Here is a 17,042-nt window from a genome sequence, read left to right as displayed (position 1 = left end):
CCTACCGACAACGACGGTTCCAGGTACCTGGAGTATGCGTCCGCGGTGGATGCGGGACCAGCACGATTCGCCACTCGTTTCAGAGATGGTCGCGGCCTACGAGAAAGAGCGCCCACCTCACGTCTTCAGACAGTTCTTCATCGCGTCCAAGACCGCGTCCTTCGCTGCGGCCGACTGTGGCTGTTGCAGAGCAGTCCTAAGTGGGACTTGTCGGTCCTTCTTCGTCACAGGTCCGTTCCATGCAGCAGTCATCTGCCTGCCTGCCTCCACCCGCGCCGCCTGGTCGAATTCGAGATATGCCTCGTAGACCTCGTAAGGGGCGTTGATGCGCAGCCAGTCCTTGTGGAAGCTGATCCTGGACTGTATTGCACTGATTGACTCGGTCAGCTCCCACCGCACCCCCACAGAACCATCCCGGCGCCGGATGCGGTAGGGCGTCTCCAAGTAGTCCTCAACCGCACGGATCGCCTCCGCATACGCGTTCGCGCGCTCCTGGCGCCGATTTTCCTTCTGCTGCGCGATGATGTTCCGTGACGCGACGTGGATCGTCGCCACGATTGTTGCCACAGCCGCCACGAAGGCGAGGAGTCCAATCACGAGGGTGATGATGTCGCCGGCCTTCAGGCCGGCGCTGGCAACCTCCTCGGCCGTCGCAAGCTGAGTTTTCGTCGTGGCGACACACACGATGGTCTTCATGGGCTCACCTGCCACGGAAAACCATGCGGCTGCTCGTCACCTAGCCACTCACCGCCGTGGACGCCACCAGTCTCCCGCCAGTAATCCTCGAAGAAGATGTGATCACGAGCAAGGTCGATAAGGCTGAGCAGACCATTCTCGGGTCGCCACCGCAGCTCAGGCGGAGATCCGGGGTAGTAAAGGCACAACGCTCCGTCGACCGGCATTCGGTGCGGGGATGCTCCTTCCGTTCGCGCCAGCACGCGCGGGTACTCCGGCGCGCTCAGGCCGAAGCAGGGGTACGGCGGCTGCTCGTAGAAGGTGATCGTTACCTCCACCGGCCGGAGCCGGCCTGGGACGTCGACCGGCACGCGATACACCCGCCTGCCCCCGAGCGCCAAGACCCGCAGGTTGGCGCCGTGTACGCGTCGCGCTTCAGCCTCCAGGGGTGCGAGCCACGCGCGACGTTGTCCGTACCAACGTTTCCGCTGCTTAACGGCCTGCCGGCGGCCGGTACGGCGGCGGCTCACGGCGCCCACGACTTCACGGGGACTCGTTCACGACCCTCACCAACGCCGACGCCGAAGGCGGGGACGCCGACGCTTGGCGCGCCCTGAAGCGCTCTGCGGTCGCCCGCCGGACGGCACCCTGGTCGGGGCGGGGGAGCATGGCATCGTCGTCGAAGAATCGCGCGAGCGCGTCGGCCGCGAGGACCGGGTAGCCGTCTTCCTGGAACCGGACTGCATCGCGGAGTATGGAGAGGGCATCCTCGAGGCATTGCACGACCTGCGTCCGGGTCATGCTTTCGTTGAGCTTGATCGGCTTCGGAGCAACGCCGGCCGGATCTCTTGTCTCCCCCTTACGCAGCTCGACGACAGCGTACGTGAACCACGTCAGCAGGCCTTGGAGCTGCGTGGTCGGGGTGGTGATGCAGCCGAGGGCAATCGCCTTGACGTTCCACGAGCACAGCGGCTTGCCGTGCGCGCGGTTCCAGCGCTTGAGGAGACGAACGACACGCGCGTAGGAACCGCGGCTGTCCTTGATCGCCTGACGGACGAGATGGGTGTGCTCTTCCGGATGTGAGCGGTCCCAGCCGTTCCACCTTGGGATGAGCAGACCCGGCCCGTCCGGGTAGTCGATCGCCACGATGACGTCAGCCGTGAAGTCCTCAGCGCGGTCGCTGACTGGCTCGTTGAACTTGATTAGGATCGAGCGCTTTCGACCGGTCGCCTCGACCCTCAAGTCGCCGTACGTCGGGCGAAGCTGATCCCGAATGTGTCGGGCGGCCTTCTCCCTCAGCTCGGTGGGCCCCTTCTTGCCCGGCCCATAGATCCCGTCTGGGTCGGGGACGACGACGCCGAGGTCCACATCGGTCAGCGGCGTTAGTGCGTCGCGGTGGGCCACGCTGCCGTTGACGTACACCCGCGCGCCCGGGAACGCTTTCACCAGGGCCGCAGCGACGGCGTCTCGCCGCTCCGTCGCTTCGTCGAGCTCACGTCGGTGACCTCGACGCGTTTCCGCCCCTTCATGAGAATCTGCTCCAGATCCATGCTCCCGTTGCCGGTCATGCTCCACCTCAGTCCTCCGCCGACTGTCGTTCCCGTCTGCGGAGGCCGACGGGACTCCGCAGGGGTGAGGACGTTGCACCCTCACCGAGAACAGACGACGTGTCTCTGTGCTTGTCCGGAGGCTCTTACGAGCAGTCCAGGCACACCATGGAGTCGCCGTCGAAGTACCGAGCCGGGTAGACAAGGAAGCACCTGGTGCACCTACGCTCGGCGACCGCAGGCAGGCACTCGCAGGCACCGCACTCCGGACATTTCGGGACGTCGCACCTGTCGCAAGACACCCCAAACGTCTCGAACTCCTCGCCGCAGCCGGCATTTGTACATAGCCATGTCGAGCCGAGAGGCGCCGTGCCCGCGGACGGGAGCACGAACGCCGTCTCCCACGGCGGCCGGTCCGTCGTCAGCACCGCAACGAGGTATCCGTTCAAGTCTCCAATCTGGATAAAGAGCTCCTCGCCGCGGATGCCATCGCGGTATATGAGCCGGGTGCGGCCCGTAGCCGTCCGGGACGAGTCGAGCGCACTTCGGATCACTGGCGCGCTGCTTTGGTCGCTGCCCTTCCTCACAGGTGGCAGTCCCTGTGCAGCAGCGAATTGGACACTGCCGTCGTAGTCGAGGAGGACGACGTGGCCTGGCGATCGAATTCGCTGCGCCGCACGGACGCACACCGCAGCCCGGGAGGCGCTTGAGGCTCCGTGGAGGTCAACGATGTCGTGCACGGTCGGTCCAGCTGCGTTGATGTGTTGATCGACGAGTTCATCCGGAAGGATGATCGACGCGGCGAAGGCATCGCATACGGCGTCCTCGAGGACTTGGCCGCGTGCGCCGGCGCTGGCGAGTTCCTGAGCGAGGTAGAGATCGGTCTGCTGCAAGTGGTGCCCGAGCTCGTGTAAGGCCGTGAAGCCACGCCGCCCGACACTCGATGCCCGGGCGACAGCGAGAACCGGCGGCTGGTCCTCCCAGATATAGGCACCCGCGACGCTGCATCGGCTGTCGGTGTCGACTGCCGGGACGAACCGCAGCTGCACCTGGCCCCACTCGGAGATCGCGTGGCAAGGGTCATGCCTGAGTCTCTCGGTGGCGCCTGGCCACACCGCTTGAAGTCGCGCCGTGACCTTCGCGAGCGTGGCCGCAACCTCGACGCGTGATGTGGCGAACCCGCTACTCATCGCCGAGTAGCCCCCTGACGTACGCTGCTATGCGGGCAACCCAATCGACGGAGCCGGCCCCGGTTTCCCGGGCGGCGAGGGCGTAGCCGCCGTAACCCGCCATCAGTCGAGCGTCAACCTCGGAGATCCCTCGCCGCCGAGCCAGCTCGGAGACAAGGGCTCGTACTGGCTCGCTGTCGAGGTCTCGCACGACCTCAGTCGGCAGCGGAGGGTTGGCCCGCAGCAGCATTTCCGGGGTGGCACGGGTCAACGGAGCGACCTTCGCAGCGAGCTCCGGGGTGAGCGGCCGCAGACCACGGCTGAGGGCGAGAGCCATCTGTGTCGGCACTCCCACATTAACAAGTTCTTGAAGGGCGACGCCGCGGAGAAGGTCCTGAAGGGTGGCATCGGCGGCCGGCGCTGTGGCGAGATCGTCCATGTCGTCACCGAGGATGGCGACTTCCAACGTCCGGTCGTCCAGCGGGGTCAAGACCGGTCTTCCTTGAGGCGCTCTGAGTAGCGCTGCAATGTTCAGGTGCATAGTGCCGGCGTACCGCTCTAGGACTCGCAATGGCACTGCCGCTCGCAGGCCCAGCCATACCGCCACCGGCACGTCGAAGTCGGACTCAGATGCCTCCAAGAGAACGGCATCATCCGTTGCCAGCTCTACGTCCACGGACACCGGTGCGACCTCCGCCGTCGACCCCCCGGCGTGTATCACAACGACGAAGCGCGAGACGTCCTTCCAATGGGCTCGCCACAGCTGCCCTGGAGCAGGCGAGGGCATAGGGCCGCTCCACGCTACGTGCACAGCGGTGGGAAGCTGGAGAGCAGTCGAAAGCCCATCGCTTGCACGCTGACTGTCAGGCATGACCTTCTCCGTCCGTGCTGTCGTCGTGGGTCAACATCAGCAGACGACGCAACTCTGGAGGACCGAGGCCCTCCTCCACCGAGCGCCCATGGAGCTCCCGAATAAGATCTTCGGCCCGTTCCTCGTCAGAGACGGCTGCTTGGAGCTTCGCGATGAGCGCTGCCACAATCGCCGCGGCCTGGCGCGGCCGCAAACTGCATGAGCGCGCCCATTCATTCGGGTCCTGGCCAATGTAGGCCACGACCATCCGCTCTGTCGGTGTCAGGGTTGACCAGATCGTATCGGCCGCTATCTCCAGGATGACGACGTTCTCGGGGTTGTCCTTCTCTTGGGTGACGGGGGCGGCTTCGGCGGGCACAGCCGTCATGGAGGCGGCGTTCAACGGGGCGATATGAACGAACCGAATCCTGAGAACGGTCGCGAGCTCCTGGGCCCGGACAGCGGCGTCCGCGTGCGCAAGGACACCGTGGGAAATCTGCCGGAGCGCCAGCGCCACGGGTGCCGCTGTAGGACCAGCCGTGTTCCACGACCGGATCTCGTACCCACGCACGCGCAGCGCAGCCTGAATGAGCACGTCGAGGTCGCCCTGCCACATGGACTGCGGTCCCCCTTGGAGCGCCCAGCATTCCTCAGGCTCAGAGAGGTGGACAAAACGGGCGTCCTTACCGAGGACGTTGATCAGTCGTCGGCGGAGTTTTCCCGTCTCGGTCGCTTTCGCTTCGTCGATCAGGACATTCTCAATAGTCGTGAGCAGAAGACGTTCAAGCGAGCCTTGGTCTCGTGCCTTCTCGAGGACCTTGAGCGCTAGGCGCTTGTCTTCCTTGTCGGAGTCCTTCCGCTCATAGACCTTGCTCGCGAGCTCCTGCACTGCCTCGTTAGTCCATGAGTCGTAGTGCTCAGGCGGCGGGTACGTCTTCGTACGCACAACAAGTGCGCAGAGCCGCAGTAGGAGAGCAGCAAACGCATCAGCGTCAATCTTGCCGGCTCGTTCCCAGTCGTCATACTCGCTCACATGCCCCCCTTAGTGCCGCATGGTCGAACCTTGACCTTCCGCTGCAGAGCCGGTTATTGTCACGCAGCCCCCGATCCCGCAGCGTAGGACGAAATCCCCAGCGCGTTCTAGAGGGAAGTCACCTTCTAGGAGCGCTAAGGCGAACCCTACCGTCTGCGCGCTCACGCGTACACAGTCCGGCAATCTGTCGCGCGCTCCCTGGGTCGGTGGGCCAGTCCCTTCGACTGCAGCGTTTCGCCGGGGCGTCCGCTCATCGGCGCTGCGAGTCGCAGCTGTCACCGGCTCCGAACGTCCGGACATCGGCGTTATGTAGGTATCGGTTGTCAAGAGGCTTCGTGGTTGCCGAGGCCCTCGAGCAGGTTGTCGTAGATGCGGGCACGGGCGACCTGACCCTTGGCGCAGGCGTCGTCGCGCTGGGCTAGCAGGGTGGGGCGGAACTCGATGGTGGTCTGGAAGAAGGTGCAGGACTCGCAGATGCTCTCGTAGACGCAGTCCATGACCTTGGGGCGGGTGCAGTAGCCGTTACCGAGCAGGCGGGAGTGCTCTTGCTTGAGGCGGGCCATGTTTGGCCCGAGCGCGTCGGCGGGCAGCTGGGCGGGGCGGGCGTAGAGGGCGTCGACCTGCTCGGCGACGGCGAAGTACTCGTTGGCGACGGTGCGGTTGGCGATCTTGGCGTACACCAGGGTGGCCTTGGCCAGGGGTGCGCCGGCGCGGCCGGGACGGGAGGCCAGCCACGGCTTGTAGCCTCGATGTGTGCCCGTCCGACGTCGCGGACGCAGGTGACTTCGGGGTGATGGGTGAGCAGGTAGGTGGCGAACGCGCGTAGGCACTGGTCGGTGTTGTGCACGCTGCCCGGGCGCAGCACCACGGCGATCTGACCCAGGTAGGCCCGCATCGTGGCGGCAACGGCCGGCAGGTCGGCGGCGATCTGGTCCCAGGAAGCGACCGGGGCACCGCCACCACGCTGGTACTGGTCGGGGGAGAACCGCGCGGGCTGCCCGGTGCTCATCGCAGCCTCCGGAAACCGGGGATGGACACCGGCACGGTCCCGCCGGCAGGGCCTGGTGGCCTGGGGAGGCCGGTGGGGCCGGCGGCGTAGACCTGGGCGTCGATGACCTCGGCCGCGCGCCGGTACTGCGAGGCGAGCCAGTCATCAGCCAGGTGCAGGTAGATCCGGGTCGACTCGATCGAGGCGTGCCCGGCCTGTGCCTGCACGGCTTCCAGGGCCATCCCGGCCTCACGCAGCCGGGTCAGGCAGGTGTGCCGCAGCTGGTGGCAGGACCCATGAGCCAGGCCGGCCCGTTCCCGCGCGGAGTCCAGCACCTGTTCCAGGCCCTTGGCCGACAGCGGCCGTCCGCGGTGCGGGCGCTTGAGCACCAGGAACACCGCGTCGCTGGCGGCGTCGGCAGGGCGTTCGGTATCCAGGTAGGCGCCCAGGTGCTCGAAGAACCGAGGCGAGATCGGAACCAGCCGTTGGTGGCCACCCTTGCCCTCAGCGACGAACAGCTGCCGCTCACCGGCGCGGACGTCCTGAAGGCGCAGGCCCAGGACCTCGCAGCGACGCAGCCCGCCGAGCAGCATCGCCGCGACCATGGCCCGGTCACGGTGCGTGCGCAGGGCATTGGTGAGGGCGTCGACCTCGGCCGGGGACAGGATCCGGGGCAGCGTCCGCGGGGCCCGGACCAGCGGGACGCCCTGGGCCGGGCGGGACTTCTCCCGACGGGTCGGCAGCCCGCGCGGGACCGGGTTGGCCGGCACGTCACCGCGCACCGTCAAGAACGCGTACAACCCGGTGATCGTGGACAGCCGGCGCCGGATCGTGCGAGCCGAGACCCCGGCCCCGTCCGCAGGCACGCCGGCGGTGACCAGGTGCGGGTCGGGCAGGCTGGCCCGTCCTGCCCGTTGCGCGGTGATGAAGCCCAGCACGTCGCACGGGGCGACCTCATCGACCGGCTTGGCGACCACCGTGGCGAAGACCTTCAGGTCGAACCACGTCGCCAGCACAGTGTTCGGGCGTGAACGCGCCGCGACGAACGCCACGTACGCATCCAGCAACGGATCACCCAACGACCCCGGCGGTCCCGGCGTCCGCGCCTGGACCGGTGGGACGACGCACGGCAGCACAGCACTCATCGCAGGCTCCTCCTCGAGTGGATCGACGAGGCCAACGATGCCGCGCCGGTGACCCGGAAGATCACCTACATATCAAGCGGATCCGGTCTGTCACGAGCCTCTCGAAGCGCGCCTCGCCGTGCTGAACGCCCGCAGCAGCGCGCCGAGCTTTGAACCACTGGGGCATCGGGGGTCATCGTCCGGGACCGGCGGGACGGCGGGAAGGCGTATTGGCGGCGGCCCGCTCGGTCTCTGGACGTGCAGGCCTTGCGGGTGCCGCGTCCCTTGGCCGGGGCGTGCTGTCCGTGGGTGGAGCGATAACGGCGAGGCGGTAGCGCAGCGCCTGCGCAGGACGGGCTGAGACCAACGGCTCGTCGGTGACGCTAGCCCGGGCCAGGGCCTGTACATCGTGGCCTTCGTCGTGCAGGTGCTGCATGACATGGGCCAGGGCCGGCCAGTCCTCCTGGGCGGTGAGCCGGGGGTCGAGCCGGTCGGCGAGGTGAGCCCAGTGCTGCTCGGGAGCCTGCCGGGCGGCCGCTTCGAGCCGGATACGCACGTCGCGGGCGTTCTCGAGCTGCTGCGTGGCGACCACGTGAGGGTCGTCGTGCCAGGCGCGGACGGCCTGGTACAGGGCCCGCCGGGTGATCTCCTCGTCGATGCCGAGCCGGTCGGCGATCTCGGCGCCGGCCCGATCCCAGCTGGACGGGTCGACGGTGGCCAGCACCCGGGCCGCCGGCTCGAGCGCCCCGTCGACGGGCAGGTTGGTCAGCCGCTCCTCCAGCAGGACCTCGGCCAGGGGGGAGGAGCCGAGGATGGCACCGGTCACACCGTCGGCGCCCTGGTCGTGGAGCATGGCCGCGGGGTCGGTGCCCTCAGGCAGGGGTGCCGCGAAGGTGGGGACATTGTGCTGGGCGAGGAGCCAGTGGGCCCGTTCGGCGGCCATGCGACCGGCCAGATCGGCGTCGGTGGCCACGATAACCGGGCCACCGATGCGGGCAACCTGGGCGGCCTGGTCTTCGGTGAGTGCGGTGCCCAGCGGAGCGACCCCGACGTACATGCCGCGGGTGGCGAGGGTGATGGCGTGGGCGTCCATCGGGCCCTCGACGAGCACCGGGGTGGCCCCGGCCTTGATGAGGTTGGCGTCGGCGCCGTAGAGCTGGTGGCCCTTGGAGAACAGTGGCGTGGTGGGGGTGTTGAGGTACTTGGGACCGGCGTGCGGGGCGTCATCGGTGATGGAGGGGTTCCGGCGGCCGACGAACCCGAGCACCTGCCCGGTGGTGTCGGTGATGGGGAAGACGGCCCGGTCTCGGAACCGGTCGATGAGGCGGCCGTCCTTGGTGGTGGTGGCCAGCCCGGTGGTCTGCAGCTCGGTGTCGGTGACGCCTCGGCTGCGAAGGTGGTCGGCCAGGCGGGTCCAGCCGGTCGGGGCGTACCCGGGGCGTACGTGCGGGTGGCCGGCGACGTCCTGGCCGAACCGGTCGGTCAGGTAGTCGCGGGCCCAGCCACCGGCGGTCAGCTGGTGCTCGTAGTAGTCCAGCGCCATCGCGTTGACCTGCGCCAGCCTCTCCAGGGGCACTGGCGACTCCTGCGCCTGGACCGCGCGGTCGTAGGCCCGCTGCAGGTCGGCCTCGGTCGGGTCCAGCGGCCCCATGAGCCGGCGGTACTGCGCGGCCAGGGCAAGACCGGCGTTCACCTGCGCGAGGTCGACGTCGTCGACCTGGTCGGTGAGGTCGCCGACGTCGGTGGCAGCGGAGGAGGCCGTGATGGTGTCGAGGTACTCGCGGTACTCGGCGTCGGTGGCCTGCACCGAGACCGGGTCCGGCTCAGGCGCGGCAACGGCCAGCTCGAGGTCCTGCTCGTGGGGACCGGCGGCCTGCTGCAGGTGGGTCGGGTCGTCCAGGAGGGTGCTGATGGTCCAGGTCATGGCTGCGGCGTCGTCGACGTCGGTCCCGGGTGCGGGGGCGGTGGCGGCGAGGTCGTCCAGGGACCAGCCGCGTTGCAGGGCGTGGTCGACGGTGGTGACCAGGGCTGGCCACCAGGTGCTGGTCTGCATCGCCTGGGCCCGGTCGTTGCCGAGCGTGTTGGTCAGGGTCGGCACCCATGCGGTGGACAGGAGCTGGTCGGGCCCGGCGGTGGTGTCCACGGCCGGGGCCAGGTGCTGCGCGACGCGCCACCACAGGGCGGCCGCGGCGTGGTCGTCCGGCAGGTCCCGGGTGCCGGCGGCGTCGCGGACCAGCGTGGCGGCGTCGATCCCGGCCCGGGTGGCGGCGGCCAGGCGCTCGGCCAGGACCGGGGCGAAGGCGTCCTTCACCGATCCCGGCGCGACCTGCAAAAGCAGGGGCCCCCACTCGGCCAGGGCGGGGGAGCGGTCGCCCTGGATCTGGGACCGCAGCTGGTGTTGGTAGGTCGCCGCGGCCTTGGAGGCATGGGGCGGGCCGGTGGGACGCAGGTCGGTGGCCTCGACCTGGTTGGCAGCCCGCCAGACGGCGACAGCTGCGAGCACGTCGTCGGCCGGGCGTGCAGTGCCTTGTGCGGCCCACTCGGGGGTTGGGGCGGTGACCGCGTGCTCGGCGACCTCGGTGGCGAGGTCGGTGACGCGCTGGGCGCGGGCGGCCAGGTAGGGGCCCCAGGTCGGGTCGGTGCCCAGGGTGGCGGGGATGCCGGGGATCCACGGCAGCGGCCCGGTGGGCGTGTTGCGCATCCCGGTGTCGTCCAGGCGCCAGTCGACCGTGGCGGCGGTGTCGGCGGCGGTGTCGACCTCCCGCGCGGTGACCGCGCCGGTCAGCACCTGCACCGGGTCGTCTCCGACGGCGGCGAGAAGGGTCAGGTGTGCCCGCAGGGTCGGCCACGCCGCCGCGCCGGTCATGCCGGGGACCAGGTGCTCGGCGGCCTCGTCGAGGCGCTGGAGGCGCTCGGTGCCGACCGTGGCGGCCGCTGCGGTGTAGAGCGCGTCGACGTACCGGGCGGTGGCCTGGCCGAGCAGGACGGCCGGGTCGTCGGCCTGCCGCAGCAGGGTGGAGGCCGAGGCCGGTGCCTCGTCCCGGGCCAGGATGGCCTCGAGCATGTCGGTGGCGGTGCGCGGGCTGACCGTGTCCGGCTTGGCGGCGTCGTGCTCGTCCCCGGTGCCGACGACCTCCAGGTAGACGTGGTTGGCGTCCCGGCCGCGGGTCATCATCGTGTACAGCTGCTGGCGCGACTCGGCCCCGGTGGCCAGGCCGTGGGTGACGTCGACCGACACCCCTTGGGCGGTGTGCACGGTGGAGGCGTACCCCAGCTCGACGTTGGCCGCGACGTAGTCGGCCGGCAGGGCGATCTTGCGGGCGGTGCGGGTGTGCTGCACGACCAGGGCCCCGGCGTCGGTGGTGTCCAGCACGGTCCACCGGTCACCGTTCTTGACCCAGTCGGTCGGTGCGGTCTGCAGGCGGCGGTCGTTGCGGCGGGTGATGACGGTGTCCCCGACCGAGGCGTGGTTGCCGTCGGACAGGGCGACCTCGTCGGCGGGCCGGGGGGCTCCGTCCAGGCGGTGGTCGCGGGCACGCTGGTTGAGCTCGGCGACCAGCTCCCGGGTGGGGGCGAGCATGATCGCGTCCTTGCCGCGGGCCCGGTCGGCGGACCAGGCACCGAAGACGTCCTCGGTCATGGTGGCCAGGTCACCGACGTGCACCCGCCCGGCGTCGAGGTAGAACCCCAGCGCGGAGGGGCGACCGTCGCGCAGCTCCAGGGAGGCGCCGCCCTCGGCGACCCCGGTGAAGCGCATCAGCTCGGTCAGGTGCAGGGCCCCGTGGGTGGCGCGGATGTCGCGCAGCACCCCTCCGGCGCCGACCGCGGCCAGCTGCTGGTCATCCCCCACCAGCCGCACCGAGGCGCCCCGGGAGGTGATGAACTCCACCGCCTTGTCCAGGGAAAGGGTGTCCACCATCCCGGCCTCGTCGATGACCACCAGGGCCCGTTCGTCGATGTCCCTGGCCCAAGCGGGGAGGTGCTCGGGGTCGTGCTCCAGGTGCCAGACCAGCTTGGCCAGGGTGTCGGCCTGGGTGCCGGCGTTCTCCCGCAGTACGGCTGCGGCCGCGGCGGACGGGGCGAGCCCGACGACGGTCCCGCCGGAGGACTCCCAGGCCCGGGCCAGGGCCCGCATGGCGGTGGTCTTGCCCGACCCTGCGGGAGCAATCGCCAGCTGAAGCCGCGCCCCCGACGTCGCCATGCCCTTGACCAGGGCGGCCTGCCCGGCGTTGAGGTGTACCCCGTTGGCGACCGACTCCAGCAGGGCCACGTCCACGTCCTGCACGCAGGCGCGGCGCCCGTCCGTGGCCCCGGCAGCGGTGACCAGCCGTCGTTCGGCCTCCAGGACCGCGGTGGAGGTGAACAACTGTGACCCGGCGACGGTGTAGACGCTCGCGCCGTCGGCCCGGCGCAACGGTTCCGGTTCGACGATGGGATCGGCCCTGGCCGAGGTCATGGCCTTGCTGCGTGACAGCGCTGCGTGCGTGAGCTGCTCGACCAGGTCCTCGACCCGCTCCAGTGGGACGTCGGCGGCGCGGACGCGACGCTGGGCCTCGGCGCGCACGTGCCACACCTGCCAGGTGGACCGGGACCCTTGCACGGTGTCGACCACGCGCGCTGCGGTCCGCTCCACCCACGCCTCGTCGACCCGCTCGCCGAGCCCGTGGGTGCGAGCCCCGGACAGCGCCGCGTCCACCATCGAGGCCAGCCCGTCCTGGTCCCCAAGGACGGCCAGGGCCTCGGCCCGCCACGTCTGCCGCTGCTCGGCCTCGGAGCGGGGTTCGTGCTTGGCGTCGCGGGTTTCCAGGGTGGCCTGCTGCGCCAGCTGGATGGATTCCACCGGGGTGGGCGGTCGACCGTGCTGTGCCTGGAACGCCTGCGCCAGCTCGCTGCGCCGCGCCTGGATGCTGGCCCGCCGGGTCGACCACGCCTGGTTGAGCCGGTCGTCGACACCGACGATCTCGCGCACCGGCCGCTTGCGGGCCTCCGGCCCCGTGGTCGGGGTCCTCGGGGCGAACGTGAGCCCCAGTGGGCGCAGGTGCTTCTCCAGGGCCGTGTTGTACGCCTCGGAGGCGGAAACGGTCGCCTTGTGCAGCAGCCGGCTGTCCAGCGAGAGCCACCGTCCGTCCTCTACGGTCTGCACCTTGTTCGCGACCGCGACGTGGGTGTGCAGGTCCGGGTCCCCAGCCCGGGAGTCGAGGTGGGTGAACGCCGCGGCGACCATGCCGCGCACGTCGACCTGCTGCACACCGTCCTTACCGGTGCGGGTGAACAGGGCGTGCTTCTCGATGTAGCCCAGGGCGTCGCGGACAGCCGCCTGGTGGGCTGCCTCGATCTGCAGGGCCAGGGGGCGGTCGGCCACGGCCCACAGGGTGGAGACCGACTTCACGGGGGAGAAGGTCAGGTCGAACCCGGCCACGGCGGTGGTCCGTGGTCGGGACTGCTTGGCGATGAGCCCGGCCAGCTCCCGCTCGTCGAACGGGTCGCGGCCGTGCTCGGTGCGGAACATCTCCAGGGCGACCTGGGTGCGGATGCTCGCGCGTTCCTCCACCGGGATGGGGTGGTCCACCGGTAGCCCGAGAGCCTTGTTGTGCTTCTCGAACCGGCGCGCCACCTCGATGCGGAACGGGGTCACGTCGTCGCGGCCGCCGTACACCCGGAACGGACGGCCCAGGCTCTGCCCGGACTCATCACCCAGCGGGTGCTCCCCGGTGCCGAACAGGCGGGTCATGTGCTCGGCGGTGACCTCCTCGCCGGCGGCCAGGCCGGCGATCCCGGCCATGCCGGCGCCGACCCACACCCCCGGAGCCTCGCCCTTGGCGGTGTAGTAGCTGCCCAGCCCGCTGTGGCCGACCTCGGTGGCGTCCTGCCGGGCGACCTGCCGGGTCAGGTAGTCATACCCCGACCCGGCAGTCAGCCGGTGGATCGTCATCGCCATACCTATACAAAGCGGAGATCCGAGGCTCAGGGACTCATTCCCGGGCAACTTTCTGGTCACGATCTGGCAGAGACGCGACCCCGGAACGGCAGTCCCGCTAGACGGGACTGGTCACGGTCTACTGGTGGACAGCCCTATCGGAACCAGTCCTTATGGCTGGCCCGAAGCAGGCGACGCCCCGCAGGTCAGGCGCCCGGAATGGGAGGCGTCACGCTCCGTCGTTCGGCGCTTCGTAGGGTCCCGGTTTGTCAGAGTCCGAATGCGCCGCCGCTGACGAGGATGGCTATGCCGAGGCCGATCAGGACGATCGGGAAGAGCACGTGTTCCCACCGCTCGAGCACCTCGGCGATAGGCCTGCGGGTGGCGACATACCTGGCGAGAAGGACCAGCACGCCGACGAGCAGCAGGAACACGACGCAGAAGATGACCACGGTTGCCGTGCCGACGTTCAGGAACACCGGGACGTAGACACCGATGTTGTCTCCGCCGTTGGCGAAGGTGACCGCGGCGACAGTCAGGATGCCGACCTTCTTGCCCTCGACCTTCTCGTCGTCGTCGTCACCGTCGCCTCGCCATGCCTGCCACGCCGCCCAGATACCGAGCGCCAGGGGGATGAGCCCGAAGTAGGGAATGGCGCTGGACGGCAGGACCAGCCCGGCCCCCCAGGCGACCAGCAGCGCAGCACCGAGGATCCCGACGAACCCCAGGTACTGCCCCAGCGCGATCCGGGTGGTGGTGCCCCGTTGGCCGGCGCCTCGGGCGAAGAACAGAGAAAGAATGATGATGTCATCGATGTTGGTGGCCATGAACAGCCCGATCGCCTGCAGGACCGTGGTGAGGATCACCGGCTGACCTCGCAGCCGGCGACGGGGCACTGCGGATCCAGGCACGGGGCGTCCTCGTTCACGGCGAGGGTCACCTCGACCAGCGCGAGCAGCGCGTTGGTGAGGTGCGGGTCGGCGATCGCGTAGAGGGTCTGTCGTCCCTGCGGTTCGGCCACGACGATGCCGCAGTCGCGCAGACAGGTCAGGTGGTTGGACACGTTGGGCCGCGTCAGGCCGAGGTCCTCGGCAAGTCCAGCGGGATAGGCAGGCCGTTCGAGCAGCGACAGCAGGATCCGAGCCCGCGTCGGATCTGCCAGGGCCCGGCCGATCCGATGCATCGCGTCCAGCCTGGAGGAAGTAGTCAGCACGGGCTGAACTATACAGTTTGTGCTGAACCGTCCGTGAGGTCGGGGGTGCAACGGGAAGTCATCAGCTTCAGCGTCGGAGGTGGGTGTCGCGTTGGGCGGTGTAGGCGCTCCAGTCTCGTGAGGCCAGTGCGGCCCACCGGGTGGCGGTGTTGGGGGCCAGGCCGAGCACCTCTGCCAGGATCGGGGTGGGCATGCTCGCAGCAAGCTGGAACATGGCGGCGTTGCGGGCGGCCATGGGCTGGATGCCGCGTTCGACGAGCTGGGCGCGGACGTTCTCCGTCGCCAGGTGCTTGCCCGGGATGCCGCCGGGGAAGAGCCAGGTGTCGGGACGGCTGACGTAGGAGGCCTGCCCGCGACGGGTCAGGTGGGTGCGGACGAGGCGGTCGAGCGGGCCCGGCAGCTCGACGGGGAAGGTGTCGAACGTGGCCGTGGTGACGCCGACGGCGTCAACGGTGATCTGGTCGGCGCGCATGCGACAAACCCGGGCCAGGGGTTGGGCGTAGAGCAGGACGAAGAGACCGGCGACGCGGGCGTAGAGGCGGATCGTGTCGTCGTGCAGGAGCAGCTGGACGTGCGACCACCTGCCTCGTCGGAGAGGGTGACGGCGGGCTGCGTGGTGGGGCGGGTGGCCGCGGACAGATCCCCTCCGAGGCCGGTGCGGGCACACCAGGCCAGGAACGGTCGCAGCGCGAGGGCGCGGGCGCGGTGCTCCTCGGCGAACCGGTCCAGGTCACCCTGTTCGATGTCGGCGAGGTCCGTGCCGTGCTCGGTGAGCCAGTTCATGAAGCGGGCGGTGACGACGATGGTCGCTCGGGCTGCGGAGATCGCGCCGTGGGTGAGGGTCCCGTGCTGCTCCTGGCGGCGCAGCCTGCTCAGCACCTGCCAGCGGGCGAACCGGGCCAGTACCTCGGACTGCCCGGCCGGCAGGGTGCCCAGCAGCTCCTCCAGCCACGGGCTGACCCGCTCGAGCTCGGCGTGGAAGGGCGGCAGGACCCCCAGGGCGGTGAGCAGGTCGCGCAGGTAGGTGTTGGTCCTGTCGGCCGGGAGCGTGTCGAAGGTCGCGTGGGAGATTTCGAGCTCGTCGCGGGCCATCGCGCCCAGGGTGGCCGGGCCGGTGGAGCGGGTGAACCAGTACAGGGTGGTCTGCGGTCGTGGCCCCGAGATCAGGGCTTCGTACACCGGCCGCAGTCGCGGGTTGATGCCGCCGTCGGGGCCGGACAGCAGCGCGGTGGTCTTCTCCTTCAGGGCGCAGTGCCCGCACATCGGCCGCTGTAGGTTCTCGGCCAAGTTGGCCATTTCTCACCTAGTTGTCAGTCGCGTGTCAGTTTTCTCACGCATCTGTCAGGCGGGGCACGATGGCTGTGTGCATGTGCGCGAGGTCTCCTTGCGGTACTGCGACATCGCCGGTCCCGCGGGTCCTGGTGGCGCTGTTCAGACGGGTCCCGCCACTGATTCGAGCTAGGCGCTGCAGTCACTGGGGTCGATACAGTTACTGCTGTATAGTTCAGCGTGTGCTGACCATTGCTTCTCGTCTCGATGTGATGAACCGGTTGGGTCGGGCGCTGGCCGATCCCACCCGGTCACGACTTCTCCTGGTGCTGCTCGAGCGGCCGGCCTACCCGGCGGAGCTGGCGCGCGACCTGGGCCTGACGCGATCAAACGTGTCCAACCATCTGACCTGCCTGCGGGACTGCGGCATCGTGGTCGCCGAGCTCGAAGGCCGCCGGACACGCTATGAGATCGCGGATCCGCACCTGGCACGGGCGCTGACCGCCCTCGTCGAGGTGACCCTCGCAGTGGACGAGAACGCCCCGTGTCTGGATCCGGCCTGCTCGGTCGCCGGATGCTGCGCCGCCGAGGCTGGCGCATGATCGTGTCCTCGGTCCTGCAGGCGATCGGCCTGTTCATCGCGACCAACATCGACGACATCATCGTGCTCTCGCTGTTCTTCGCCCGCGGCGCAGGGCAAGCCGGGACCACGGCCCGGATCGTGCTGGGCCAGTACCTGGGGTTCGCGGGCATCCTTGGCGCGGCAGTGCTCGTCACCCTGGGCGCGGACGCGTTCCTGCCCCCGGCAGTCATCCCGTACTTCGGACTCATCCCGTTGGTCCTGGGTCTGTGGGCCGCATGGGAGGCCTGGCGCGGGGACGATGATGACGACGCCAAGGTCGCCGGCAAGAACGTCGCGGTCTGGACCGTCGCCGGGGTCACCTTTGCCAACGGGGGAGACAATATTGGCGTCTACGTCCCGGTCTTCCTCAGCGTGGGACCGGCGGCCGTGGTGGCCTACTGCATCGTCTTCCTCGTACTGGTGGCGGTCCTGGTCGTGCTGGCCAAGTTCGTGGCCACCCGCCCCCCGATCGCCGAAGTCCTCGAGCGGTGGGAGCACATCCTGTTCCCCATCGTCCTGATCGGACTGGGCATCGCCATCCTGGTCGGTGGCGGAGCCTTCGGCCTCTGACCAGGGCCGACGGGGCTACGATCGTGCGCCAGTTACCCGGCCTCCGCATTCCGAACACTCCTGAC

The 17,042-nt window shown here is 69.3% G+C and carries 15 protein-coding genes; 2 read left to right on the top strand and 13 right to left on the bottom strand.

The genetic code is table 11. The annotated features are described in order from the left end of the window. Positions 1 to 117: 117 nt before the first annotated feature. The 13 genes from BJF81_RS04530 to BJF81_RS04475 form a co-directional block, all read right to left on the bottom strand. Positions 118 to 696, bottom strand: a complete 579-nt coding sequence (locus tag BJF81_RS04530; protein WP_075957325.1) for a hypothetical protein — start codon at positions 694 to 696, stop codon at positions 118 to 120. 522 nt (positions 697 to 1,218) lie between these two features. After that, positions 1,219 to 2,121: a nucleotidyltransferase gene (locus BJF81_RS04520; RefSeq protein ID WP_143780668.1), complete on the bottom strand. Its 903-nt coding sequence runs from the start codon at positions 2,119 to 2,121 to the stop codon at positions 1,219 to 1,221. After that, the gene (locus tag BJF81_RS20250; RefSeq protein ID WP_269087308.1) at positions 2,118 to 2,243 is read right to left on the bottom strand and encodes a hypothetical protein; all 126 of its coding nucleotides are present in this window, start codon (positions 2,241 to 2,243) and stop codon (positions 2,118 to 2,120) included. Before BJF81_RS20250 ends, BJF81_RS04520 begins: the two co-directional genes overlap by 4 nt. Positions 2,244 to 2,368: 125 nt before the next feature. Continuing rightward, complete coding sequence (locus tag BJF81_RS04515; protein ID WP_158068611.1) at positions 2,369 to 3,271, bottom strand: ImmA/IrrE family metallo-endopeptidase; 903 nt, start codon at positions 3,269 to 3,271, stop codon at positions 2,369 to 2,371. A gap of 133 nt (positions 3,272 to 3,404) precedes the next feature. Next, positions 3,405 to 4,073: a hypothetical protein gene (locus BJF81_RS04510; protein ID WP_143780667.1), complete on the bottom strand. Its 669-nt coding sequence runs from the start codon at positions 4,071 to 4,073 to the stop codon at positions 3,405 to 3,407. A 181-nt stretch (positions 4,074 to 4,254) separates the two neighbouring features. Then, complete coding sequence (locus BJF81_RS04505; protein WP_143780666.1) at positions 4,255 to 5,274, bottom strand: hypothetical protein; 1,020 nt, start codon at positions 5,272 to 5,274, stop codon at positions 4,255 to 4,257. 323 nt (positions 5,275 to 5,597) lie between these two features. Then, entirely contained in the window at positions 5,598 to 5,954 is a 357-nt protein-coding gene (locus BJF81_RS04500; protein WP_202817425.1) for a hypothetical protein, read from the bottom strand. A gap of 325 nt (positions 5,955 to 6,279) precedes the next feature. Continuing rightward, complete coding sequence (locus BJF81_RS04495; protein WP_075957321.1) at positions 6,280 to 7,314, bottom strand: tyrosine-type recombinase/integrase; 1,035 nt, start codon at positions 7,312 to 7,314, stop codon at positions 6,280 to 6,282. A gap of 265 nt (positions 7,315 to 7,579) precedes the next feature. Further along, a complete protein-coding gene (mobF, locus tag BJF81_RS04490) occupies positions 7,580 to 13,324 on the bottom strand; it encodes a MobF family relaxase (protein WP_075957320.1) in 5,745 nt (1,914 codons plus the stop codon). 248 nt (positions 13,325 to 13,572) lie between these two features. After that, on the bottom strand, positions 13,573 to 14,169 hold the full coding sequence (locus BJF81_RS04485) for a cadmium resistance transporter (RefSeq protein ID WP_075957319.1): 597 nt from the start codon (positions 14,167 to 14,169) through the stop codon (positions 13,573 to 13,575). Further along, positions 14,166 to 14,516: a Cd(II)/Pb(II)-sensing metalloregulatory transcriptional regulator CmtR gene (cmtR, locus tag BJF81_RS04480; protein WP_029202581.1), complete on the bottom strand. Its 351-nt coding sequence runs from the start codon at positions 14,514 to 14,516 to the stop codon at positions 14,166 to 14,168. Before cmtR (BJF81_RS04480) ends, BJF81_RS04485 begins: the two co-directional genes overlap by 4 nt. 67 nt (positions 14,517 to 14,583) lie before the next feature. Next, on the bottom strand, positions 14,584 to 14,988 hold the full coding sequence (locus BJF81_RS17240; protein WP_143780665.1) for a hypothetical protein: 405 nt from the start codon (positions 14,986 to 14,988) through the stop codon (positions 14,584 to 14,586). Next, positions 14,877 to 15,803, bottom strand: a complete 927-nt coding sequence (locus tag BJF81_RS04475; protein ID WP_143780664.1) for a hypothetical protein — start codon at positions 15,801 to 15,803, stop codon at positions 14,877 to 14,879. The genes BJF81_RS17240 and BJF81_RS04475 overlap by 112 nt, the downstream gene beginning before the upstream one ends. Positions 15,804 to 16,027: 224 nt before the next feature. Between BJF81_RS04475 and cmtR (BJF81_RS04470) the strand changes: the two genes are divergently transcribed. Together cmtR (BJF81_RS04470) and BJF81_RS04465 are read left to right on the top strand one after the other, a co-directional pair. Beyond that, the gene (cmtR, locus tag BJF81_RS04470; protein ID WP_075957317.1) at positions 16,028 to 16,387 is read left to right on the top strand and encodes a Cd(II)/Pb(II)-sensing metalloregulatory transcriptional regulator CmtR; all 360 of its coding nucleotides are present in this window, start codon (positions 16,028 to 16,030) and stop codon (positions 16,385 to 16,387) included. After that, positions 16,384 to 16,977: a cadmium resistance transporter gene (locus BJF81_RS04465; protein WP_075957609.1), complete on the top strand. Its 594-nt coding sequence runs from the start codon at positions 16,384 to 16,386 to the stop codon at positions 16,975 to 16,977. Before cmtR (BJF81_RS04470) ends, BJF81_RS04465 begins: the two co-directional genes overlap by 4 nt. The last annotated feature ends 65 nt before the right edge of the window (positions 16,978 to 17,042 follow it).

Origin of the sequence: Ornithinimicrobium sp. CNJ-824, from assembly GCF_001942405.1 — a bacterium.
GTDB lineage: Bacteria > Actinomycetota > Actinomycetes > Actinomycetales > Dermatophilaceae > Ornithinicoccus > Ornithinicoccus kibberensis.
Note: the sequence above shows the minus strand (reverse complement) of the source record. Positions and strands in the feature narration are given on the sequence as shown.

Bases quoted from the DNA above. Each gene is read 5' to 3' on its own strand.
- BJF81_RS04530 (WP_075957325.1), bottom strand. From the start codon at position 696: ATGAAGACCATCGTGTGTGTCGCCACGACGAAAACTCAGCTTGCGACG.
- BJF81_RS20250 (WP_269087308.1), bottom strand. From the start codon at position 2,243: ATGACCGGCAACGGGAGCATGGATCTGGAGCAGATTCTCATGAAGGGG.
- mobF (WP_075957320.1), bottom strand. From the start codon at position 13,324: ATGGCGATGACGATCCACCGGCTGACTGCCGGGTCGGGGTATGACTAC.
- BJF81_RS17240 (WP_143780665.1), bottom strand. From the start codon at position 14,988: ATGCGCGCCGACCAGATCACCGTTGACGCCGTCGGCGTCACCACGGCC.
- BJF81_RS04465 (WP_075957609.1), top strand. From the start codon at position 16,384: ATGATCGTGTCCTCGGTCCTGCAGGCGATCGGCCTGTTCATCGCGACC.